The organism is Pseudomonas sp. EL_65y_Pfl1_R83, from assembly GCF_963970695.1.
Taxonomy (GTDB): Bacteria; Pseudomonadota; Gammaproteobacteria; order Pseudomonadales; family Pseudomonadaceae; genus Aquipseudomonas; species Aquipseudomonas tritici.
The window spans coordinates 39,980-58,539 of the sequence record NZ_CAXAQI010000024.1 but is presented as its reverse complement, the minus strand read 5'-3'; the positions used below and the strand labels follow the sequence as shown (position 1 = coordinate 58,539).

General features: G+C 58.2%; 27 protein-coding genes, 1 tRNA gene and 3 pseudogenes. 19 read left to right on the top strand and 12 right to left on the bottom strand.

Annotated elements, in window-relative coordinates; all coding sequences use genetic code 11:
• Positions 1-10 precede the first annotated feature (10 nt).
• A complete protein-coding gene (locus tag AACY08_RS25865) occupies positions 11-1,123 on the top strand; it encodes an acyl-CoA dehydrogenase family protein (RefSeq protein WP_339472000.1) in 1,113 nt (370 codons plus the stop codon).
• Here the strand turns inward: AACY08_RS25865 and ppk2 are convergent.
• Positions 1,120-2,037 (bottom strand): polyphosphate kinase 2, encoded by a 918-nt coding sequence (gene ppk2, locus AACY08_RS25860; RefSeq protein WP_339471999.1) that lies wholly within the window; start codon positions 2,035-2,037, stop codon positions 1,120-1,122. The two genes, AACY08_RS25865 and ppk2, sit on opposite strands and share 4 nt — an antisense overlap.
• Before the next feature lie 184 nt (positions 2,038-2,221).
• Here ppk2 and pstS point away from each other — a divergent pair, with 184 nt between their 5' ends.
• From pstS to AACY08_RS25830, 6 genes are all read left to right on the top strand, one after another.
• Positions 2,222-3,250 carry a phosphate ABC transporter substrate-binding protein PstS gene (gene pstS, locus AACY08_RS25855; RefSeq protein ID WP_339471998.1) on the top strand — a complete coding sequence of 343 codons (1,029 nt, stop codon included), beginning with the start codon at positions 2,222-2,224 and terminating at the stop codon, positions 3,248-3,250.
• Between the two features lie 74 nt (positions 3,251-3,324).
• Positions 3,325-4,293, top strand: coding sequence for a phosphate ABC transporter permease subunit PstC (gene pstC / locus AACY08_RS25850; RefSeq protein ID WP_339471997.1), 969 nt, complete (start codon positions 3,325-3,327; stop codon positions 4,291-4,293).
• On the top strand, positions 4,290-5,183 hold the full coding sequence (gene pstA / locus AACY08_RS25845) for a phosphate ABC transporter permease PstA (RefSeq protein ID WP_339471996.1): 894 nt from the start codon (positions 4,290-4,292) through the stop codon (positions 5,181-5,183). The genes pstC and pstA overlap by 4 nt, the downstream gene beginning before the upstream one ends.
• A 76-nt stretch (positions 5,184-5,259) precedes the next feature.
• Positions 5,260-6,021: a phosphate ABC transporter ATP-binding protein PstB gene (pstB, locus tag AACY08_RS25840; protein ID WP_339416337.1), complete on the top strand. Its 762-nt coding sequence runs from the start codon at positions 5,260-5,262 to the stop codon at positions 6,019-6,021.
• Between the two features lie 27 nt (positions 6,022-6,048).
• Positions 6,049-6,747 (top strand): hypothetical protein, encoded by a 699-nt coding sequence (locus AACY08_RS25835; RefSeq protein WP_339471994.1) that lies wholly within the window; start codon positions 6,049-6,051, stop codon positions 6,745-6,747.
• Positions 6,747-7,337: a hypothetical protein gene (locus tag AACY08_RS25830; RefSeq protein ID WP_339471993.1), complete on the top strand. Its 591-nt coding sequence runs from the start codon at positions 6,747-6,749 to the stop codon at positions 7,335-7,337. Before AACY08_RS25835 ends, AACY08_RS25830 begins: the two co-directional genes overlap by 1 nt.
• 70 nt (positions 7,338-7,407) lie before the next feature.
• Here the strand turns inward: AACY08_RS25830 and AACY08_RS25825 are convergent, their stop codons facing one another.
• The gene (locus AACY08_RS25825; protein WP_339436386.1) at positions 7,408-8,013 is read right to left on the bottom strand and encodes a cysteine hydrolase; all 606 of its coding nucleotides are present in this window, start codon (positions 8,011-8,013) and stop codon (positions 7,408-7,410) included.
• 203 nt (positions 8,014-8,216) lie between these two features.
• Between AACY08_RS25825 and AACY08_RS30700 the strand changes: the two genes are divergently transcribed.
• The 4 genes from AACY08_RS30700 (at position 8,217) to AACY08_RS25810 (ending at position 9,380) form a co-directional block, all read left to right on the top strand.
• Positions 8,217-8,387, top strand: a complete 171-nt coding sequence (locus AACY08_RS30700) for an imm11 family protein (RefSeq protein ID WP_445261433.1) — start codon at positions 8,217-8,219, stop codon at positions 8,385-8,387.
• A gap of 168 nt (positions 8,388-8,555) precedes the next feature.
• Positions 8,556-8,753 (top strand): hypothetical protein, encoded by a 198-nt coding sequence (locus AACY08_RS25820; RefSeq protein WP_339439050.1) that lies wholly within the window; start codon positions 8,556-8,558, stop codon positions 8,751-8,753.
• A gap of 47 nt (positions 8,754-8,800) precedes the next feature.
• Entirely contained in the window at positions 8,801-9,073 is a 273-nt protein-coding gene (locus AACY08_RS25815; RefSeq protein ID WP_339471992.1) for a hypothetical protein, read from the top strand.
• A gap of 220 nt (positions 9,074-9,293) precedes the next feature.
• Positions 9,294-9,380, top strand: a tRNA-Leu gene (locus AACY08_RS25810).
• A gap of 124 nt (positions 9,381-9,504) precedes the next feature.
• Here AACY08_RS25810 and AACY08_RS25805 read toward each other — a convergent pair.
• Positions 9,505-9,681: pseudogene (locus AACY08_RS25805) on the bottom strand (integrase); the annotation flags it as partial.
• Positions 9,675-9,806: pseudogene (locus AACY08_RS30695) on the bottom strand (DUF4224 domain-containing protein); the annotation flags it as partial. The pseudogenes AACY08_RS25805 and AACY08_RS30695, both read right to left, overlap by 7 nt.
• A 105-nt stretch (positions 9,807-9,911) precedes the next feature.
• Between AACY08_RS30695 and AACY08_RS25795 the strand changes: the two are divergent.
• Positions 9,912-10,286 carry a hypothetical protein gene (locus tag AACY08_RS25795; protein WP_339471991.1) on the top strand — a complete coding sequence of 125 codons (375 nt, stop codon included), beginning with the start codon at positions 9,912-9,914 and terminating at the stop codon, positions 10,284-10,286.
• A gap of 225 nt (positions 10,287-10,511) precedes the next feature.
• The gene (locus AACY08_RS25790) at positions 10,512-10,787 is read left to right on the top strand and encodes a hypothetical protein (RefSeq protein WP_339439046.1); all 276 of its coding nucleotides are present in this window, start codon (positions 10,512-10,514) and stop codon (positions 10,785-10,787) included.
• A gap of 83 nt (positions 10,788-10,870) precedes the next feature.
• On the opposite strand, the pseudogene AACY08_RS30690 reads toward AACY08_RS25790, so the two are convergent.
• A pseudogene (locus AACY08_RS30690) lies at positions 10,871-11,206 on the bottom strand (hypothetical protein); the annotation flags it as partial.
• Between the two features lie 122 nt (positions 11,207-11,328).
• On the opposite strand from AACY08_RS30690, the gene AACY08_RS25785 reads away from it, so the two are divergent.
• The 3 genes from AACY08_RS25785 (at position 11,329) to AACY08_RS25775 (ending at position 12,535) form a co-directional block, all read left to right on the top strand.
• Positions 11,329-11,640 carry a hypothetical protein gene (locus tag AACY08_RS25785; protein ID WP_339439044.1) on the top strand — a complete coding sequence of 104 codons (312 nt, stop codon included), beginning with the start codon at positions 11,329-11,331 and terminating at the stop codon, positions 11,638-11,640.
• A gap of 79 nt (positions 11,641-11,719) precedes the next feature.
• Positions 11,720-12,091, top strand: coding sequence for a hypothetical protein (locus tag AACY08_RS25780; RefSeq protein WP_339471990.1), 372 nt, complete (start codon positions 11,720-11,722; stop codon positions 12,089-12,091).
• 231 nt (positions 12,092-12,322) lie between these two features.
• Positions 12,323-12,535, top strand: coding sequence for a hypothetical protein (locus AACY08_RS25775; RefSeq protein ID WP_339471989.1), 213 nt, complete (start codon positions 12,323-12,325; stop codon positions 12,533-12,535).
• 164 nt (positions 12,536-12,699) lie between these two features.
• On the opposite strand, the gene AACY08_RS25770 is transcribed toward AACY08_RS25775, so the two are convergent.
• Positions 12,700-12,870, bottom strand: coding sequence for a hypothetical protein (locus tag AACY08_RS25770; protein WP_339436383.1), 171 nt, complete (start codon positions 12,868-12,870; stop codon positions 12,700-12,702).
• A gap of 59 nt (positions 12,871-12,929) precedes the next feature.
• Entirely contained in the window at positions 12,930-13,211 is a 282-nt protein-coding gene (locus AACY08_RS25765; RefSeq protein WP_339471988.1) for a hypothetical protein, read from the bottom strand.
• A 195-nt stretch (positions 13,212-13,406) separates the two neighbouring features.
• Between AACY08_RS25765 and AACY08_RS25760 the strand changes: the two genes are divergently transcribed.
• Complete coding sequence (locus AACY08_RS25760; protein ID WP_339471987.1) at positions 13,407-13,880, top strand: GFA family protein; 474 nt, start codon at positions 13,407-13,409, stop codon at positions 13,878-13,880.
• Here the strand turns inward: AACY08_RS25760 and AACY08_RS25755 are convergent.
• Entirely contained in the window at positions 13,852-14,379 is a 528-nt protein-coding gene (locus AACY08_RS25755) for a DinB family protein (protein WP_339471986.1), read from the bottom strand. The two genes, AACY08_RS25760 and AACY08_RS25755, sit on opposite strands and share 29 nt — an antisense overlap.
• A 125-nt stretch (positions 14,380-14,504) precedes the next feature.
• Between AACY08_RS25755 and AACY08_RS25750 the strand changes: the two genes are divergently transcribed.
• The gene (locus AACY08_RS25750) at positions 14,505-15,197 is read left to right on the top strand and encodes a tellurite resistance TerB family protein (RefSeq protein WP_339471985.1); all 693 of its coding nucleotides are present in this window, start codon (positions 14,505-14,507) and stop codon (positions 15,195-15,197) included.
• A gap of 76 nt (positions 15,198-15,273) precedes the next feature.
• Here AACY08_RS25750 and AACY08_RS25745 read toward each other — a convergent pair whose 3' ends face one another.
• The 4 genes from AACY08_RS25745 to AACY08_RS25730 all read right to left on the bottom strand — a co-directional run bounded on the left by AACY08_RS25745 (position 15,274) and on the right by AACY08_RS25730 (position 18,102).
• Positions 15,274-15,885 carry a LysE family transporter gene (locus tag AACY08_RS25745; RefSeq protein WP_339471984.1) on the bottom strand — a complete coding sequence of 204 codons (612 nt, stop codon included), beginning with the start codon at positions 15,883-15,885 and terminating at the stop codon, positions 15,274-15,276.
• Positions 15,886-15,958: 73 nt separating this feature from the next.
• Entirely contained in the window at positions 15,959-16,429 is a 471-nt protein-coding gene (locus tag AACY08_RS25740) for an arsenate reductase ArsC (protein WP_339471983.1), read from the bottom strand.
• A gap of 13 nt (positions 16,430-16,442) precedes the next feature.
• Entirely contained in the window at positions 16,443-17,726 is a 1,284-nt protein-coding gene (locus tag AACY08_RS25735; protein ID WP_339471982.1) for an arsenic transporter, read from the bottom strand.
• Positions 17,727-17,745: 19 nt separating this feature from the next.
• The gene (locus AACY08_RS25730) at positions 17,746-18,102 is read right to left on the bottom strand and encodes a metalloregulator ArsR/SmtB family transcription factor (protein ID WP_339471981.1); all 357 of its coding nucleotides are present in this window, start codon (positions 18,100-18,102) and stop codon (positions 17,746-17,748) included.
• A 177-nt stretch (positions 18,103-18,279) separates the two neighbouring features.
• Here AACY08_RS25730 and AACY08_RS25725 point away from each other — a divergent pair, with 177 nt between their 5' ends.
• Positions 18,280-18,495: a hypothetical protein gene (locus tag AACY08_RS25725; protein ID WP_025856028.1), complete on the top strand. Its 216-nt coding sequence runs from the start codon at positions 18,280-18,282 to the stop codon at positions 18,493-18,495.
• The last annotated feature ends 65 nt before the right edge of the window (positions 18,496-18,560 follow it).

Sequence of the window (18,560 nt, the reverse complement as noted above, 5' to 3'; positions counted from 1 at the left end):
GGATATGTGTTTGAAAGAAGAAAGAGCTGTTGCGTTAGCGTGGCTGCCGGAGGTGGTGTCGGTTCTTGAGGCTGCCTCGCTTATTGCACTTGAGCGTGGAGAATCCAAACAACTGGCAAGCCTGTTTCGAACGGTCGGGCGGCCCGGACTTAGTATCGCAAAAGAACTTGGCGGTGACGGTGTCAGCGCCGTCAAGCTGGCACAAGTGCATACGTGGGTCGGCGCTCATTGCCCTTCATTGGCGGTGATGATGACCATGCACCACCACACGGTGGCCGGCATGATGGCGGCGAGCCGCTTCTTTCCAGATATCCAGAGCCTATTGAGTGTAGTCGCACGTGACAAGCTGTTGGTCGCATCGGGCTTCGCCGAAGGCCGCGCGCACGCCAATATCCTGGAATCCACGTTATCGGTTGAGAAGACAGCGGCGGGCTACGTGGTAAGCGGCAGCAAAAAGCCGTGCACGATGACGCATCACTTCGACGCGATCACGTTTGGGGTCAACTACGTCGACCCTGAAGGTAAACCCCATATCGGCATCGGTATGGGGCTGGCGGGTGACCCGAATATCCAACGCAAAAAGTTCTGGTCGGTACCGCATTTGCAGGGTGCGGACAGCCACGAAGTGATCTTCAATAATCTACTGGTGCCAGAGTCGATGATGTACTTCAGCAAAGCCGTCGATAACCAGTTGGACGATGCTCAACAGGGTACGGGTGAGCACCTGTTTGCCATCTGGTTCCAGTTGCTGGCGTCGGCGTCGTATCTGGGCATGGCGTCTGCGCTGGCATCACGTGCATTGTCATCCAACAAAGGCTCGCAGGATGATCGCGCGATGTTGCTGATTGATCTGCAGGGCGCCACCATGGCTGTGCGCGGCCTGGCGGTGTCGATCGATCAGAACCGCTTTCTGCGCGCTGACCTGGCGCGCGCGCAGGCCACCCGGTTTGCCGTGCAGGAGGCGATCAATCGCATCAGCACGCGTGCGTTCGAAATCCTCGGAGGCATGGCGTTCATGTCATCCGAGGAAGTCGCTTACCTGTTGGTTGCAACGCGGGTACTGGCCTTTCACCCCACGTCCAGGCTTGCCAGTGCGCCGTTCTTGTGTGAGCAACTAAGCTAGTAGCGTTGCGGCACGATGAGTTCCGGTGGCGTCGGGCTGCGCGAATAATCTTCCTGGCGCACACGCCGCGGCAGTTCGATCACCGGCAGCTCGACTTCTTCATACGGCATCTGCCCGAGCAAGTGATGGATGCAGTTGAGCCGCGCTTTCTTCTTGTCATCGGCCTGCACCACCCACCACGGGGCTTCGGCGATGTGGGTGCGTTCGAGCATGACTTCCTTGGCTTTGGTATAGGCTTCCCAGCGCCGACGCGACTCCAGGTCCATGGGGCTGAGTTTCCACTGCTTGAGCGGGTCATGAATGCGGCTGAGAAAGCGCAGGTGCTGTTCCTGGTCAGAAATCGAAAACCAGTACTTGATCAGTTGGATACCGGAGCGGGCGAGCATGCGCTCGAACTCCGGTACGGTGCGGAAGAACTCTTCGTATTGTTCGTCGTTGCAAAACCCCATGACTTGCTCGACACCCGCGCGGTTATACCAGCTGCGGTCGAACAGCACGATTTCGCCGGCCGCCGGCAAATGTGAAACATAACGCTGGAAGTACCACTGGGTCTGTTCGCGGTCATTCGGCGCAGGCAAGGCGGCAACCCGGCAAACCCTGGGGTTCAGGCGCTGGGTGATGCGTTTGATCACGCCACCTTTGCCGGCGGCATCACGCCCTTCGAATAGAATCACCACCTTGTGGCCGGTTTTCACCACCCAGCTCTGCAATTTCACCAGTTCGCCCTGCAGGCGGAACAGTTCGCTGAAATAAATCCTGCGGGCTGCTTTTTCGCTGCTCTCACCGACGTGCTCGTCGAACAGCGCATTCAGGTCATGGCCATCTTCGGCTAATTCCAGTTCCAGCTCTTCATCACTGTGATCAAGCAGTTCACGGTGGATGCGCTGCATCAAGGCGTCTTCTACTGAGGACATGGGCCGAACTCGCGTGGTGGGAGATGGCAAAGTCATAGACGCAATTTGTTACCAGCCAATTACACCAAAATGCGTTATTGCGGCGGGAGAGGGGGACAACAAGGCGTTTTGCCATTCCGCATTCATAAAACCGTAACAAGAATGTTGCAGAGTGCGTGAGCCCGTAATCACAAGGATTTTCTGAATGAAACGTCTGATGAAGTCAGCTGCACTCGCCGTCGCGGTTTCTCTTAGCGCCACCTCGGTATTTGCCGCCGAAAGCGTCCGCCTGACAGGTTCTGGTGCAAGTTTCCCGGCCCCTATCTACCTCACCTGGTTCAAGGACTTCAGCAAGAAGACCGAAGGTGTCACGGTTGACTACCAGTCCAAGGGCAGCGGTGCGGGCGTACAGGACTTCCTGAACAAGACCGTCGATTTCGCCGCCAGTGACTCGGCAATGAAAGACGAAGACATTGCCAAGGTGGCCGAAGGCGTGCAGCTGCTGCCGATGACCGCGGGTGAGATCGTGTTGGCGTTCAACCTGCCAGGCAATCCTAAAGAACTCAAGTTGCCGCGCGATGTTTACTCCAACATCTTCCTGGGCAAGATCACCAAGTGGAACGATCCGAAGATCGTCGCCGCCAACCCAGGCCTGAAACTGCCTGACATGCCGATCACCGTCGTTGTGCGTGCAGACTCCAGCGGCACCACTGCTGTGTTCACCAAGCACTTGTCTGCGATCAACGCTGAGTTCCAGAAGGACTTGGGCGAAGGCAACACGGTCAACTGGCCAGCCAGCGACAAATTCATCAAATCGCCGAAAAACGATGGCGTAACCGCTACCGTTCGCCAGACTCCAGGCGCGATCGGCTACATCGAATACGGCTTCGCCAAACTGGCAAAGGTTGCCTTCGCCCAGTTGCAGAACAAGGCCGGAAAATACGTAGTACCGAACGCCGAAAGCGGTGCAGAAGCCCTGGCTGCGGTGAAGATGCCGGAAAGCCTGGTGGCCTGGCTGCCAGATCCGGATGGCGCCAAGTCCTACCCGATCACTTCCTACACCTGGATGATCTTCCGCAAGAAAAACGAGAGCCCGGCCAAAGCCAAGGCCATGCGTGAAATGGTCGAGTACAGCCTGACCGAAGGCCAGAAAATCGCCGATTCGATGGGCTACATCCCGCTGCCGCCATCGGTTGTCGATCAAGTTCGCAAAGCTTCCGCCAACATTCAGTAAGGCTTGCCAGACCACCCCCGGCGTGGGCTGTCAGCCATGCCGGGCGTGTTCCCCTCTTGTTCCGGAATTAGCCAATGAACTCACCTTTTGTCGTACCGGTTAACCCGGACTCTGCGTGCCAGCCACCTTCTAGGAAGGACTTCCTGGTTGACCGCACCTTCCGCGCGCTTGCACGCATAGGCGTAGTGCTGGTGCTGGCGCTGGTTTTCGCGCTGGTCTTCGAAGTAGGGCGCAAGGCACTTCCCGGCATGGAAAAGCACGGTTTTGATGTGCTGTTCGGCAGTGTCTGGGACGTAAATCAAGGTAAATACGGCATTCTGCCAGCTATTTGGGGCACGCTTTACAGTGCCTTCATCGCGTTGCTGATCGCAGGTTTTTTCGGCGTCAGCATGGCGATTTTCCTGACCCAGGATTTTTTACCGGCCAAGCTGGCGGCGGTGTTTCGCACCATCGTTGAACTGCTCGCCGCGATCCCCAGCGTCGTTTACGGCCTTTGGGGCATTTATGTGGTGATCCCGGCCATCCGCCCGCTGACGGCGTGGCTGAATACCGAACTCGGCTGGATTCCTTTTTTCGGCACCTCCTTGAGCGGGCCGGGCCTGTTACCGGCAGCACTGGTACTGGCCATCATGATTCTGCCGACCATCGCCGCCGTTTCCCAGGACGCCCTCACGGCTGTGCCGATGAAAACCAAGCAAGCCGCCTACGGCATGGGCACCACCCACTGGGAAGCGATTCTCAAGGTGATGGTGCCATCTGCCGCCACCGGCATCTTTGGTTCCCTGGTACTGGGCCTCGGCCGCGCATTGGGTGAAACCATGGCGCTGGCCATGCTGGTCGGCAACGCGAACAACATCTCCCTTTCTCTGTTTGCACCGGCCAATACGCTGGCGGCCTTGTTGGCGCTGAACTTCCCCGAAGCCGGCCCGAACGAGATCGAAGTGTTGATGTACGCCGCACTGGTGCTGATGTTCATCACGCTGCTGGTGAACATCATCGGTTCGATGATCATGCTCTACGCCCAGCGGGGTACTAAGCAATGACTGACCTTTCTTCTCCAATTACCGCCATGCCGAGCCTGCAGCGCCGGTTCGAAGGTCGTGCGTTGCGCAGCCTGGTGTTGACCACCTCGGTGTGGATCGGCGCATTGCTGGCGAGTGTGCCGCTGATTTCCGTGCTCTACATGCTGATCACCCGCGGCGGCGCTCGCCTGAGCCTGGAAGTGTTCACTGAACTGCCACCGACTGGGTTCGAGACCGGCGGTGGCTTCGGCAACGCGATGGCAGGTACGTTCGTCATGGTTGGTATCGCTGCCGCCATCGCGGTGCCAGTCGGCATCATGGCGGCGATTTTCCTGGCGGAACTGGGCCCGGACAGCAAGCTGGCGAACGCCTCGCGCTTTGCCGCAAAAATGCTCACCGGCTTGCCTTCGATCCTGGCGGGTGTGTTTGCCTACGCGCTGGTGGTGATGACCACCGGGACTTACTCGGCACCGGCAGGTGGCGTTGCGCTGGCCGTGCTGATGCTGCCAATCGTGGTATTGACGGCTGAAGAGTCGATGAGGATGGTGCCCAAGATCATGAAGGATGCCGCCTACGGTATGGGCTGCACCCGTTCGCAGGTGATCTGGAAAATCGTCTTGCCCACCGGCATGCCAGCGATCCTTACCGGCGTCATGCTCGCCGTGGCCCGCGCCGCCGGCGAAACCGCGCCGCTGTTGTTCACTGCGCTGTTCAGCAACTACTGGATCTACCACGACGGCAGCCTGGCGGTGATGAACCCGACGGCCTCCCTTGCCGTGCTGATCTACAACTTCTCCGGCATGCCCTTCGACAACCAGCTTGAGCTCGCATGGGCGGCCTCGTTGGTGCTGGTGATGATCGTGCTGGTCGTGAATATCGTGAGCCGTATTTTCGGCAAGCCCAAGTATTAAGAACGGGAGCACCTGTATTTTGAACGTATCATCTGCGCAAATAGCCGCTCCGTTTATCACCCAGGCGCCTGTGGTCATGGACTGCAAGCTGGACAAGATTTTCTACGGCAACTTCATGGCGGTGCGTGATAGCCATGTGCCGATCGAGAAAAACAAGATCACTGGCTTTATCGGCCCGTCCGGCTGTGGCAAATCAACCGTGTTGCGTAGCCTCAACCGCATGAACGACCTGGTTAAGGGCTTCCGCTTCGAAGGCCACGTGCATTTCCTGGGCCAGGACGTGTATGGCAAGGGCGTTGACCCGGTGGTCGTGCGCCGCTACATCGGCATGGTGTTCCAACAGCCGAACCCGTTCTCGATGAGCATTTTCGACAACGTAGCCTTTGGCCTTCGCCTCAACCGCTACAAGGGCGACATCGGCGACCGCGTCAAGCACGCGCTGCAAGGCGCTGCCTTGTGGGATGAGGTCAAGGACAAGCTCAAGGTCAGCGGCCTGTCGCTCTCCGGCGGCCAGCAGCAACGCCTGTGTATCGCCCGCGCCATCGCCACCGAGCCGGAAGTATTGTTGCTGGATGAGCCGTGCTCGGCGCTTGACCCGATTGCCACTCGCCGTGTCGAGGAGCTGATGGTTGAGTTGAAGAAGGATTACACCATCGCCCTGGTGACGCACAACATGCAGCAGGCGATTCGTGTGGCAGATACCACCGCGTTTTTTTCGGTGGACATCTCCCAGGGCACCCGCACCGGCTATCTGGTGGAAATGGGCCCCACCGCGCAGATTTTCGAGAATCCGCGCGAACAAATGACCGGGGATTACATCAGCGGCAAGTTCAGCTGACCCATGCACCGTTTTTCAGGATTGCCAATGACTGCAACACGTCGTCTTGATTTGCCCGCGATCGAACGCGCACTGCGTAAGGTACAGAGCCGTTTTGCCCAGCTCAGCCAGGACTTTACCGAGCCACGCGACCCGCTGACAGACGAAGTGCTGCAGAATGTGCTTGATGGCTATGCCCTGATTGACGACTATGTGGCGCGGGGTGTCGACCTGTTCGACCTTCAGCAACTGAACCTGATGCTGGAGATCAATGCCACCGTGCTCTGTGGCAAAGACCCGCTACGCCGGCAGGAATACGCGCAGCACCTGCTGGCTACCGAAGTGCATTTTTTCAACAATGTCGAGGGCGGCATCAAGGACTTGTATAACTGGTACTGCAAGCACCACAGTGAATCGGTGTGGAAGCGCGCAGCGGGTGTCTACGTGCGAGTACTCAGCAAGCCGCAGTTGTTCATTGAAGGCAATCACCGCAGTGGGTCACTGATCGTCAGCTACCTGCTGATGCGCGAGGGGTTGCCGCCCTTCGTATTGACACTGGACAACGCCGAGGGCTACTTCAACCCGTCCTCGGTTATACGCAACTCCGCCAAGCATGGCGTCATGGCGCTGTATGAGTTGCCCAAGATCAAGAAAAAGTATGCAGCGTTCCTGGAAGATAATGCCCCTGATCCAATGGAGTTTTTCCTGAGCGACACACCAGCGCCCGTCCATCAGGGGGGCCATTAATGGGAACGTATCCAGTGCTCGACACAATCAAGCGTGTGTTCAAGCGCCAGCGCATCCGTATCTCGTTCGATATCGATGACACGCTGGCTTGCCAGCTTCACCACAGCGCGACCGAACACAGCCGTTTGCCGGCGTGTGTACACCGTTGGCTGGGCGAGCCGCTGCGCAGCGGAACCCGCGCACTGACCCGGGAACTGCGTCGCCAAGGCTGCAGCGTCTGGGTCTACACCTCATCCGGGCGCACCCCGTCCTACATACGCCGCTGGTTGTTGCTGTATGGCATCCACATCGACGGCGTGGTCAACAGCGTGCGGCACAACCAGGCTCTCACCGAGCGCGGACTGTTGAATACCCCGTCAAAATTGCCGTCGGCGTTCGACATCGACTTGCATGTCGATGATTCCGAGGGCGTTCAGCTTGAAGGTGTCGATCACGGGTTCCGCGTCGTGGTCGTGGACCCGGAAGACGAGCAATGGGCGCAACGCGTGCTGGATGCCGTCGCACACCTGCAGGCACAACTCGCCCGGCAACAACCGCAGAGGTACAAGCTGCCAGTGCCGGCTTATCGGGGGCTGACGTTAAACGGGTAAGTTGGAATGGCGGTGCATGCCGAGCGTTAAGCAAAGGGGGCGACTGATCAATCAGTCGCCCCCTTTTTGCTTATTTGGCGCTCAACGCCCCGAGAAATGCGGTATGCCGCAATGCCTGCGAAAACATCGGCAACGTGAAGTTTTCAGCGGCCTTTTGTTGCTCATCGGTGAACGTCGCCGTGCAGTCGGTCAAGGTCACTACGTTGTAGCCCTTCTCATAACCGGATCGAACCGTGCCTTCGACACAGCAATTAGTTAGAAACCCCGCCACCACCAGGTTCTGGATGCCATTGTTGCGTAGCACAAGGTCCAGGCCAGTGGTGGCAAAGCCATCCAGTCCGCGCTTGCCTTCCACGAGAATATCGCCGGGCTCACGCGTCACGGCGTCGGTGATCTCTGCACCCCAACTGCCGGTGCGAAAGGCGCTGCCGTCGGCAACACCCTTGAGAATCCCGTAATCGCGTGTTGTCAGTTCCGGATAGCCCTCGGCGAACTGGATCGGCAGGTGGATGATCTTCACGCCCAGCTTGCGCGCTTGCTGCACGGTGGTTGCGGTGTTGGCCAGCATGTCTGACTGGTGCATCACCTCTTTGACTGCGTCATGGAACACGCCACCAGGGGTGGTGAAATCGTTCTGGAATTCGATCAAGACAAGGGCGGTGGCGTGTGGGTTCATGGTGAGTCTCCAAATAGGGGAGCGGCTGGTGTTCAACGCCAATGACTCACCACACGGTGAGTGGGGGACGTCGACGCATAAGATGATGCGTTGGGAGCGTAGAGCCATCTGAGCATATCTGCGCCCGTCGGAACAGGTTTTTGAGTCACGCTGTCTTAGCGAGGTGGTCCTTTTAAGCTGCGCTCGGTTAATAAAAAGGGCTCTTGGAGAATACGTGTGAAGTATTAATCGGTGGTCAGCACATTTTCAGAGTGAAAAAATATTCGGGCGAGATAGTGGTCAGTGAAGAGGTCAAGTGCCGGCTTGAGACGGTCGGTGCCGTAGGGATGCTATTTGAATCCGTGTCGGGTGACGACATAGGTGGGAGTGCCTGAAGCACCTGGCCGCACAAGTGATGAGCAAAAACAGTGCGTGTCGGTAGCTGGAGCGATTCATTATCGAGGAACCCGACGTCACCGTTCGTCCAAGCCTTGGCACTCGCCGTGACCGGCCCACTCTTATGTTGACGCGCGGATGTTCCGAGCCTAGAACGGAGAGCCAACATGGAAATCGACAAAAATGCCCCCGGGAACATTTCACAGCAGGACGTAACCCGCGGAACAGATAATGAAGCAGGGTACGACCCGAAGCGTGATGAGGACAATATCCCGCTGCCGCCGGACGACGAGGCACCTCTTGAAGAAGATATGTCTGACGTGGATGCTGCCGATTCGGTAGCGAGCGAGCATCCCGACAACTGAGCGGCCTCTCAGCACAACAATCCCGCCGTTTGCGTCGGGATTGTTATGTGTGCGTTGAGCGCTATGAAACCTCAGTGGAGGAAGGCTTCGACGGCGGCCTCAACTTCGAAGTGCGGATGTACCTGCCAAGTATCCACAAGCCACTACCCACAGCGGCCAATACGCCAGAGAAGAGCAAATCAGCCAGGCCTTCTCCGGTCTTATCGGGTGTCACACATCTGGAGAGTATTTTCACCCAGGCAGGGGCGTTATTCATCAGCCATTACATCCTTGTTGCTCTGGGAGGGCAGAAGGCTGTGGCGATTGCGATCCCTGCGTGAGTCCATTCTGCGTTGCTTGCATTTCGTTGCGAGGGCGTGAAGATTGCACAGTGGGCGACGCATCGAGGCACGGAAATCTCAGTTTTTCCTTCGTTATCCTCATCTAGATCACTGATCTAACGAGCTTTTTCGCCCGTGTCGTGGTGCAAGAAAGCTGCCTTGCGACCTTGCGTCGACGCGACTGGATCTATATATTCCCAACCCTGCAACACGCGCTGCCGCCCGAATGGCGAAACTGGTAGACGCATGGGACTTAAAATCCCCCGCTCGTAAGGGCGTCCCGGTTCGATTCCGGGTTCGGGCACCATCTAAAATCAAGGGTTTGCGGGCGAAAGCTGATGCAAGCCCTTGTTTGTTTCCGGTCCGCAATAAAACAACTGGTCCGCAATTCACTTTGTTGGTGACACTTTCTTGCCTTTGCGGTTGCGGATTTACTGCTCGGTCATCACGACAGTCGTATGCCCAAGTTGATCTTTGGCCTGCATGATATCGCCGCTTGACTCGGCCTTGTCCGTACCGGCTTTGGCGCGCAGATCACGCATTTGAAACTCCGGCTTAGCCACCCCAGCAGCTTCCCGCGCGATATCAAATCTCCTACGCAACATTGCCACCCGTTCATTTTGATGGTGTGCCTGATGCCGTTCCTTTTGAGGTTCAGGATCTGGCCAGCCTTTGTCCGAGCGCCGGTCAGCTCGCAAACCTCTTCATGCGATAGGAATTGAACCCCGCTCATGGATCGCTCCGTGCGCCCGTAGTGAGCCGCGCTGTCTTGATAATGTGAATAACCAGGCTGAACGTGATCAGCATCCATCCGCAGGTGCCGGCGAAGGCGTAGAGGATGTCGGCCGTTTCGCCTTCCGCCAGAAGGCGGGGGGGTGATCCAAAAGAACTAACATCCGCTGCCGACCAGGTACAGCAAAGCGTCCAGCAGGATCAGGGTGAGTTTGATTGCGAACATGTGGTGTCCTTGCCGCGCTGGGCGGCAGAAGGTGGATTAGGGTTTGGCGATCTTTTTCAAGCCGCCCTGTCGATGGGTTTCGTGGTAGGTGTCGACGCCACGGTGTTGCCCGTGACTGATGCGCGATGCTTGCAGATCCGGGAGCTTCCAAAGTCGCCGTACTTCACGGCTTCGAACCTGGTCCAGCGATGGCCGAATGGCTTGCAGATCAGGGCTCTGGCGGACATCACGATGACGTTCCAGAGCTTTGTGTGATGGGAGTGCAGGTCGTTATGGATGTGGTTCAGCCGCATCCCCATACGCCAGCGCAGTGGCCAGCTCTTCTCGCCCTTGCGGAGCGGTTCAGTGATGAGTTTTCCGATTTGTTTGAGCACAGGAACTCCTCGCCCGCCGCTCACCGGCAGGCATGTAGGGGGATTGGGGTTTTATTTGCGTTGATTTACTATTGATCAGCCAGCAATCAATGCAAGGAACCAGGCTATGAGTTTCAACGAGTCGCTAAGAAGCGCCGCCCACAGCGGTATTTTGTTAACTCAACGCTCCATGGCTTTTGCGCGCGCTGAAATGAAGGCTTTTTTGGGGTGTGCTCTAGGTTGCTATGTTGGCTTCATCGTATTATTTCTCTTTGACGCTGATCCGGAGACGGCGACCTTTGGTGATTTTCTCAATGTGATTCATTCATCTTCGAAAATTGCTGCTTCCTTCATAGCAGCGGCTCTTTCGGTCGCTCTGAGATGGCTATTTCCAAGAAAGTGACGGAGGCTTCGCGCTTGCTGGAATTTACAGCCACGGCCTTGGCCCCTTGTAAATGAATACGTAGGCGAACCAGAGGGTGGCGATCATGGCATCACCCGCTTAAATTCCACGACCCAGCACCACGGGTTGGCGCTCCAGTTGCCGCCGACCGAGTTCCGCAGATTGCCGAGAGCGTAGCGGGCCGAGTCGAGGCATTGCTCATGGCTGTTCGTCTTTTCCCACATCCACCCTGGGCGCTGCTGGTGTTTGCTGGCAGGGTATTCGCTCTCGGTTGCTTCACGGATACCCCGGCCGCCGTGGAAGCATCCCTCGGCCCTGGCCTGTTCTTCGCTGATGTCCTACAACCGCTCGATGCGCACGTCGGTGATCTCCAGCAGGATGCGGCAGGCCCAGCGCGGCATGTGGATGCTTGGATTCCAGGTTGGCTGGTCCTGCTCCTACGGGGTCAGCCCGTCGGCGGCATATACCAGCGTCCCGTCGTCGAGCGCTTCACCGATGTCCAGGTCATCCGGCTTGAGATACCGAAAAGGCAGCGGAGGGTTTGCCGGATTCTGACGTTGCCCGCATCAATCTAACCGACAAGTCACTGTTCATCGCCACAGTTGATGGCAGGAAAACCAATTTCGCGCTCGCTACCCAAACAGAATATCGACTCACTGCCGGTAGACATCGACTGGAACTCAGGCGTTGGGTAGGCACCTCCATTTCTCTGGATCGAAATTTCCGTGAAGTTATTCTTGTGGCTGGCCGCACGTACAAGCTCACAACACTCCCTGCTAACACTTGGTGGGACATGATCATTGTCGACACGGGCACCGGTGAGCGAGTGGATGAGCACGTTTCGTCCAAGTGATCGCCAGGCTGCTACGCCCGGTGGCAATTTGGCGTGTGTTGGGGTATTAGTGCGGAAATTTATTTGAAGGATCAAAGCAATGCGTTTTTTGATTGGCTCATTGATGTTGCTCACCTCAGCAGTGGCGCTCGGTGATGAAGCCCAGATGAAACAGTGGGAAAAGATGGATCGCTGCTCGAATGCGGCCTTTATCGCGGTACAGATCTTGGAGGCAAGCGCAGACACCTTCAAGCAGACGCTTGCTCTACATGGGGCTGTGGAAGGACTCAAAACCAACACGAAATTGAAAGAAGCAACACCCACCGCAAACGAAGTCAGTGGCTCCTATAACTTTGCGCTTCGGATATCTTCCGGAATGCCTCGGCCATTCGCAAAGCGAGATCACGATTGGCTCATTGCCCAAGCTGCGACGTCATGCACTTTATGGGTTCCTAGCGCTAGCGCCCAGTAATCAGAACGATTAGATGGTCGCCGCTCGCTTATCCATCGATTTATGATCAACCAGATCATGTCGCGACTTCATCTTTCCCGCAGTCCAGCGCAGACGCTACCCCCCGGTTACCTGATTCAGTGAGTAGGGTTGGTTATACTTCTTCGGCGTCGAGCCGTAATGCTTGGCGCTGGCCGTGGCTGTAGAGTTGGTGCGCCACGTTGTCATCAATCACGATTTCGTGGCGCGGATATGCGTGATGACAACTACGAAGCAGGCCTTCATGAGCTTCAACTTGCAAAGGACGAAGCTGAGGCTGCGGCGGAAGACTTCTACAAGAACTACTGGCCGTTCCAGACTGACGAGATAGCCGCTCAGTACGGGGAGCTGCAGTTCACGGCGGTTATGATGCTCGCCGAGTTTGAACAATTCGCTCAGCAAGGCAGCATTAGGCCCGCACGGTAACGCTCCTTAAGGTGCGTTGTCCGGCAGTCTTCCCGACAGCGCTGCGCGCCGCTGATGAATCGGAGGTAGCCAACGCAATTGAACACCATCATTTTTGGCCCCTTCGGCTTGGCCAGCTTGATACCTGTGCCGCGCAGGGCGTCTTTGATATTTACGTCGTCACGCTAAACAAGGCGTCGGGCCTGGGCATCGATGTAGGCCTTTGGCCACGGAATGTCGGTGTCGCGGTGATCACAAGCACCGTCCTTGGTGACCACCTGGGCCTTGGTCAGATCAGTGACATATCCAGAACCACCGAAGCCCCAGAACGACACACCTACGAAACAGTGGCGCACAGTGATGATCGACTAACACCCAAGCGCCCCGGTTTTGCCGGGGCTTTTGTTTGTGTGGCTTACACGAAGGGCTGACCGCTGAAGCCCCGTGGCAAGCGCTGCAAACCGGGCTGGTCGGTGAGGCGTTGCGTCCACGCGCTGCGCCAGTCGATCACGGTGCGGGTCTTGGCGTTACGATTGGCGCGGCGGGCAGCATTGCGCTGGGTGCGGCGCGCTTCCTTGTAGGCTTCGGTGTTGCGGCAGGTACGGCACTTGACTCGGTTCAGCTCGACGCTGGAAGGGAGGTTGGTGCCGTGGTGGCCACAGGCTAAATGACCTGCGACCTTGAAGTGAATGACCATGTAAGCGTCTCCTTCTCGGGGTACGCGCATCGGTAGACTCCCAATGCACGCGGGGAGGGCGGGTGCAGCAAAAATCCCGACACCTAAGGTTTACGACCCCAGTGACGATGCAGCGTTCGGTTTTGGGGCTGGCCTGTTCAACTCTGCGCCCGGACGCTAATCTGCCACGCTACCCATCAATAAAAGGAAGCAATGATGAGCGTCGACACCCTGCCGTACGAAGGCGGCTGCCGTTGTGACCGTGTGCGCTTCAGCGTGAGTGCAGCCCCAGTGATCACCATGGCCTGCCACTGCACCGGTTGCCAGAAGATGTCTTCCAGCGCCTTCTCCCTGAGCGCATTGATTCCGGCCAGCGGTTTTACGATCACCCAGGGCTGCCCTGTGATCGGCGGCCTGCAGGGGGTGGACCGCCACTACTTTTGCCCGCATTGCATGAGCTGGCTGTTCACCCGCCCTCATGGCATTGATGAGTTCGTCAACGTGCGCGCGGCGTTGCTGGACAATGCCAGCAGTTATGTACCCTTCATGGAGACCTGGACCCGCGAGAAATTGCCTTGGGCCTCCACCCCGGCCGTTGAACGCTTTGCGCAGTTGCCCGAGCCCGCGGCGTTCCCGCGCTTGATGCAGGCGTACGCCGAGTTCAGTCGATTAACGCCAGCAAATCCGTAGTGCCCACGTCCAGCCCCGCCTGGCTCAGCAAGGTGGTTGCCTGGCCCCGGTGGTGGGTCTGGTGATTGAAAAAGTGCACTAGCAGGCTAAAGCAGTTTTTATCGGCGGCCACACCGCGCATGTTGCGGTAATGCAGGCGCTGATCCAGGTCGGGCGCCTCTACGGTCTGCGCCCAGTCGAGGATGAGTTGATCCAGCCAGGCTCGGCGGGCGGCCAGTTCTCGGACGTTGGCAAAGGCCAACTGCGTCAAATCAACAGGTGTGGCGACCGCGTTCAGCGGAGCCAGTGCCGCATAGCCAGCAGGATGCAGGGCAAAGCGCTTGAGCCAGACGGTGTCGCCTAATACCAGGTGGTTCAACGTGCCGAGAATCGAGCCGAAAAACGCCTTGCGGTCCATGAGCAACTCCGCGTCCGACAGCGTGCCGGCCGCTTCGTAGAGCTTGCGGTTCATCCACTGGTTGTAGCGGGCCATCAGCACGACATGCTCAATCCGGTTCACTTGGGTTTTCTCTCAGAGGCACGGTGACGCCATGATAGGCCGTGCCCGCCCGGCGGTCATGGTGTACCGGCAGGGCCGGGCTATGGTTGTTAGACGCCAACGCTGCGCCCTGGGAGGGTGAGATCATGAACACCAGCGACTTACTGGAACAACTGCTGCGCGCCGGGCAAGGGGCCAGTGCCTCCTCGGGTGGCGGTTTGGGCGGACTGCTCGGCGGCTTATTGAAAGGTACTAGCACCGGCAATGCCTGGGCCGGTGCTGGTCTGGGTGGCTTGTTGGGTGGGCTTGGCGGCCTCTTGGGCGGTGCCGCTGGCGCGCGTCCAGCCCAGGGACGTGCTGGCGGGATGAACTACGCGGCGCTGGCTTCCTTGGGCATGGCGGCGTTCCAGGCCTACCAAGCCTGGCAACGCCAGCAAGGCAGTGCTCCGCAGCAAGCCTTCCAGACGGTCGACCAGCTTGACGGTCCCGCAGCCGAAGCCCACAGCCATGCCGTTTTGTGTGCGTTGATCGCCGCCGCGAAAGCTGATGGCCACATCGATGAAAAAGAGCAGCAACTGATTTCCATTGAACTGGGCCGGCATACCGACGATTCGCAACTGCAAGCGTGGCTCGACGCTGAAGTCGCCAAGCCCCTGGACGCTGCGGATTTCGCCGAGTTCGCCAGCGACCCGGCAGTGGCGGCGGAGGTTTACCTGGCCAGTGTGATGCTGGTGGACGATCAGCAGGACGCCGAACGCAATTATCTGGACGACTTGGCAGGTCAACTGCAAATCGATCCGCAATTGCAGCTGCACTTGAAACAACAGGCCAAGGCCTGATTGGACGCTGACCTCCAGGTTTGCGAGAGTAGGCCCTCGATAAGGCCACCCACACCGATAACACGTTGCTATAACGTCATATCCCTTGCGCGGCCAGAATTGCCAGATAGATCAATACCACACCGCAATTGCCATAACTGATGCGCTGCCCCAACGGTGATGCGTTCTTGCGCAGCACGTTGACCAGCGCTGCAATCAGAAAGCATGACAACACCGAAGCCAGCATGAACCCGGCGAAAAACATCAAGGTTTGCCCATGGCTGGGCGTGGCGCCGACGATGCCTGACAACGCGCTGCCCAGCGCGCCCCAGTAAACGATATTTTTCGGGTTGGCCAGGGAGATCGCTGCGCCGACCGCCAGCGCATTTTGCCGAGTGCTGGCGGGTGCGTCGTCTGATTCAGGCAGCGTCCAGGCATCGATCAGGCTGCGCACACCCAGCCAGGCGAGGTACAACGCACAGACTACCGTCAGTGGCACGCGCACTGCGTCATGCTGGATCAGCAGGGCGATCCCGGTCAGGCCGATCACCGCCCACACCGCGTCGCCCACCAGCGAGCCAAACTGCACCAGAAGGGCCGGCGTGAAGCCATGGAGCAAACCACGGCGCAGGGTCTCCGCCAGCACGGCGCCGGGAGAGAGGCAAAACACGAAACCGAATATCAGTGCGTAGAAAAAGATCGTCAGCATGCCCGCGTCCTTTCAGGAAAGTGCGAAAGCATACGCTGGCACCGGCAGGCGAATCCACATCGCTAAGCGATGCTCACATCAGCGCAATACGGTCGAACTCCGCTTTGATTTCAGCAGGGCTAAGGCAATCAAAAGGCACGGCGAAAAACGCCCTGCAGCGTTTGGCGATAATGTCCAGGGTTGTGTTGAAGGCCGCCTGGATGTCTGCGTCGTTGCCCTTTACATCAGATGGATCTTCCAACCCCCAATGCGCCTTCACTGCCGGCCCGAAATACAGCGGGCACGCTTCACCGGCAGCCTTGTCGCACACGGTGATGACCACGTCTGGCGGGCTGCCTTCGAAAGCGTCATTGCCTTTGCTGTACAGCCCTTCAGTGCTGATACCCGCCGCCTGCAGTGTACTGAGGCTGCGCGGCAGGACCTCGCCCTTGGGAAAGCTGCCGGAACTGATCGCCGCAAAACCTTGCGGCGCCAAGTGGTTGAACACAGCTTCGGACAAAATGCTGCGGCAGCTATTGGCGGTACACATGAACAGGACTTTCATTGGGGTATCTCCTTCAAAGGCTCAGGCGCAAGGCGAGGGCGGCGAGCGTGATCAACAGCACCGGCAGCGTGAGTACGATCCCGACCTTGAAGTAGTAGCCCCAGGTGATGGTGATGCCCTTGCGCGCCAGGATGTGCAGCCACAGCAAGGTGGCCAGGCTGCCAATCGGGGTGATTTTAGGGCCCAGGTCGCTGCCGATCACGTTGGCGTAGATCATTGCGTCCTTGACCACGCCCACGGCATGGCTGGATTCGATGGACAGCGCCCCGATCAACACCGTCGGCAAGTTGTTCATCGCCGAGGACAGCAGCGCCGTCAGCACTCCCGTGCCCATCGCCGCGCCCCACACGCCGTAAGTGGCGAACGTATCGAGCCAGGTCGCCAGGTAGGTGGTGAGGCCGGCGTTTCGCATGCCGTAGACCACCAGGTACATTCCCAAGGAAAAGATCACGATTTGCCACGGCGCTTCCTTCAGCACTTTGCGCGTGGAGATCGTGTGGCCCTTGGCGGCGATGACCAGTAAAAGCACGGCGCAGACGGCGGAAATCGCGCTGATGGGAATGCCCAGCGGCTCCAGGGCAAAGCAACCGACCAACAGGATGCCCAACACCCACCAGCCGGCGCGGAAGGTGGCGCGGTCGTGGACAGCACTGGCGGGGTCTTCAAGGTCGGCCGGGTCGTAGGTCTGCGGAATGTCGCGGCGAAAGAACCACAGCAGCACCGCCAGCGTCGCCGCGACGCTGACGAAGTTCACCGGCACCATCACCGCGGCGTATTCGTTGAAGCCGATCTTGAAGTAATCCGCCGAGACGATATTCACCAGGTTCGAGACCACCAGTGGCAAGCTGGCCGTGTCGGCGATAAACCCTGCGCCCATGACAAAGGCCAGGGTCGCCGCCGGGGAAAAGCGCAGGGCCAACAGCATCGACATCACGATCGGCGTGAGGATGAGCGCCGCGCCGTCATTGGCAAACAGCGCCGAGACCAATGCGCCGAGCAACACCATATAGGCAAATAAACGCCGGCCGCGCCCACGCCCCCAGCGCGCTACATGCAGGGCCGCCCAGGCAAAGAACCCGGCTTCGTCGAGCAGCAGGCTGATGATGATCAGTGCGACAAAGGTCCCTGTGGCATTCCAGATGATGTGCCACACCACCGGGATATCCGCCAGGCTGACCACGCCAGAGGCCAGGGCCAGAATGGCGCCCAGGGTTGCGCTCCAGCCGACGCCCAGGCCCTTGGGTTGCCAGATGACCAATACGATGGTGAAGATAAAAATCGCAAGTGCGACAAGCATGAATGAACGCTCCGAGGATTCAGCAGCAGGTGTTGGTCCGTTGTGGTCTGTCGCCCATTGCATTCAGACGCTGTGCGTCGTTGTGCAACCAGGGCTGGTTGGCTTGCAGGGTGGTGTGCAGCACGTCAGTCACCCAATCGGGTAATGCCGGGTTGATGCGGTAGTAGATCCATTGGCCTTGGCGACGGTCCAGCAGCAACCCGCCACTGCGCAATTGCGCCAGGTGGCGGGAGATTTTTGGCTGGCTGTCGTCCAAGGCATGGATCAGTTCGCACACGCAAAGTTCGCCTTCACGCAGGATCAATAACGTCAGGCGTGCCCGGGTGGCATCGGCCAGGCATTTGAACAAGGTGGGTGGGGAGAGGGTGTCTGGCATGGCCCAGGTCTTGGTATATGGGGTTATTCGAATATACGTATTTCCATATATGTCGGTCAAACGCTGTTTCAATTGATATGGATCAAATGCCTTGAAAACCGCCACAAGTGTTTGAAATTAAAATGAAACATGAATGTCCTAAAGTGCCTGCCCATTGCTGATGAAGGAATAACCCGCGTGACCCGTGCCACTCGCAACCTGCGCAAGACCCTGGATTCCGTCGCGGAAAATAACGAAACCGCGGCCTTCGACCTGATGCGTGCCGTCGAAAAGCTCGGCGATGAAGTGTTGCGCCAGCGTTTGCTCAACACCATTCACCGGCTTAACCAGGACGCCCACGAACTGCGCGAAGCGCGCGATTCGGTGGAGCAGGTGTCGGTAAGGCTCGCCTGAGCAAGATCGTTCAAGACAATCCCCTTGTTGCGCTGGCATGCTTGTCGACTGTCTGTCGATGAGCC

What these genes read in the sequence shown, in the direction of transcription:
- ppk2 (WP_339471999.1), bottom strand. Translation starts at nt 2,037, where the DNA reads ATGTCCTCAGTAGAAGACGCCTTGATGCAGCGCATCCACCGTGAACTG.
- pstS (WP_339471998.1), top strand. Translation starts at nt 2,222, where the DNA reads ATGAAACGTCTGATGAAGTCAGCTGCACTCGCCGTCGCGGTTTCTCTT.
- pstC (WP_339471997.1), top strand. Translation starts at nt 3,325, where the DNA reads ATGAACTCACCTTTTGTCGTACCGGTTAACCCGGACTCTGCGTGCCAG.
- pstA (WP_339471996.1), top strand. Translation starts at nt 4,290, where the DNA reads ATGACTGACCTTTCTTCTCCAATTACCGCCATGCCGAGCCTGCAGCGC.
- pstB (WP_339416337.1), top strand. Translation starts at nt 5,260, where the DNA reads ATGGACTGCAAGCTGGACAAGATTTTCTACGGCAACTTCATGGCGGTG.
- AACY08_RS25835 (WP_339471994.1), top strand. Translation starts at nt 6,049, where the DNA reads ATGACTGCAACACGTCGTCTTGATTTGCCCGCGATCGAACGCGCACTG.
- AACY08_RS25830 (WP_339471993.1), top strand. Translation starts at nt 6,747, where the DNA reads ATGGGAACGTATCCAGTGCTCGACACAATCAAGCGTGTGTTCAAGCGC.
- AACY08_RS25825 (WP_339436386.1), bottom strand. Translation starts at nt 8,013, where the DNA reads ATGAACCCACACGCCACCGCCCTTGTCTTGATCGAATTCCAGAACGAT.
- AACY08_RS25820 (WP_339439050.1), top strand. Translation starts at nt 8,556, where the DNA reads ATGGAAATCGACAAAAATGCCCCCGGGAACATTTCACAGCAGGACGTA.
- AACY08_RS25795 (WP_339471991.1), top strand. Translation starts at nt 9,912, where the DNA reads ATGTCGGCCGTTTCGCCTTCCGCCAGAAGGCGGGGGGGTGATCCAAAA.
- AACY08_RS25790 (WP_339439046.1), top strand. Translation starts at nt 10,512, where the DNA reads ATGAGTTTCAACGAGTCGCTAAGAAGCGCCGCCCACAGCGGTATTTTG.
- AACY08_RS25780 (WP_339471990.1), top strand. Translation starts at nt 11,720, where the DNA reads ATGCGTTTTTTGATTGGCTCATTGATGTTGCTCACCTCAGCAGTGGCG.
- AACY08_RS25775 (WP_339471989.1), top strand. Translation starts at nt 12,323, where the DNA reads ATGCGTGATGACAACTACGAAGCAGGCCTTCATGAGCTTCAACTTGCA.
- AACY08_RS25765 (WP_339471988.1), bottom strand. Translation starts at nt 13,211, where the DNA reads ATGGTCATTCACTTCAAGGTCGCAGGTCATTTAGCCTGTGGCCACCAC.
- AACY08_RS25760 (WP_339471987.1), top strand. Translation starts at nt 13,407, where the DNA reads ATGAGCGTCGACACCCTGCCGTACGAAGGCGGCTGCCGTTGTGACCGT.
- AACY08_RS25750 (WP_339471985.1), top strand. Translation starts at nt 14,505, where the DNA reads ATGAACACCAGCGACTTACTGGAACAACTGCTGCGCGCCGGGCAAGGG.
- AACY08_RS25745 (WP_339471984.1), bottom strand. Translation starts at nt 15,885, where the DNA reads ATGCTGACGATCTTTTTCTACGCACTGATATTCGGTTTCGTGTTTTGC.
- AACY08_RS25740 (WP_339471983.1), bottom strand. Translation starts at nt 16,429, where the DNA reads ATGAAAGTCCTGTTCATGTGTACCGCCAATAGCTGCCGCAGCATTTTG.
- AACY08_RS25735 (WP_339471982.1), bottom strand. Translation starts at nt 17,726, where the DNA reads ATGCTTGTCGCACTTGCGATTTTTATCTTCACCATCGTATTGGTCATC.
- AACY08_RS25730 (WP_339471981.1), bottom strand. Translation starts at nt 18,102, where the DNA reads ATGCCAGACACCCTCTCCCCACCCACCTTGTTCAAATGCCTGGCCGAT.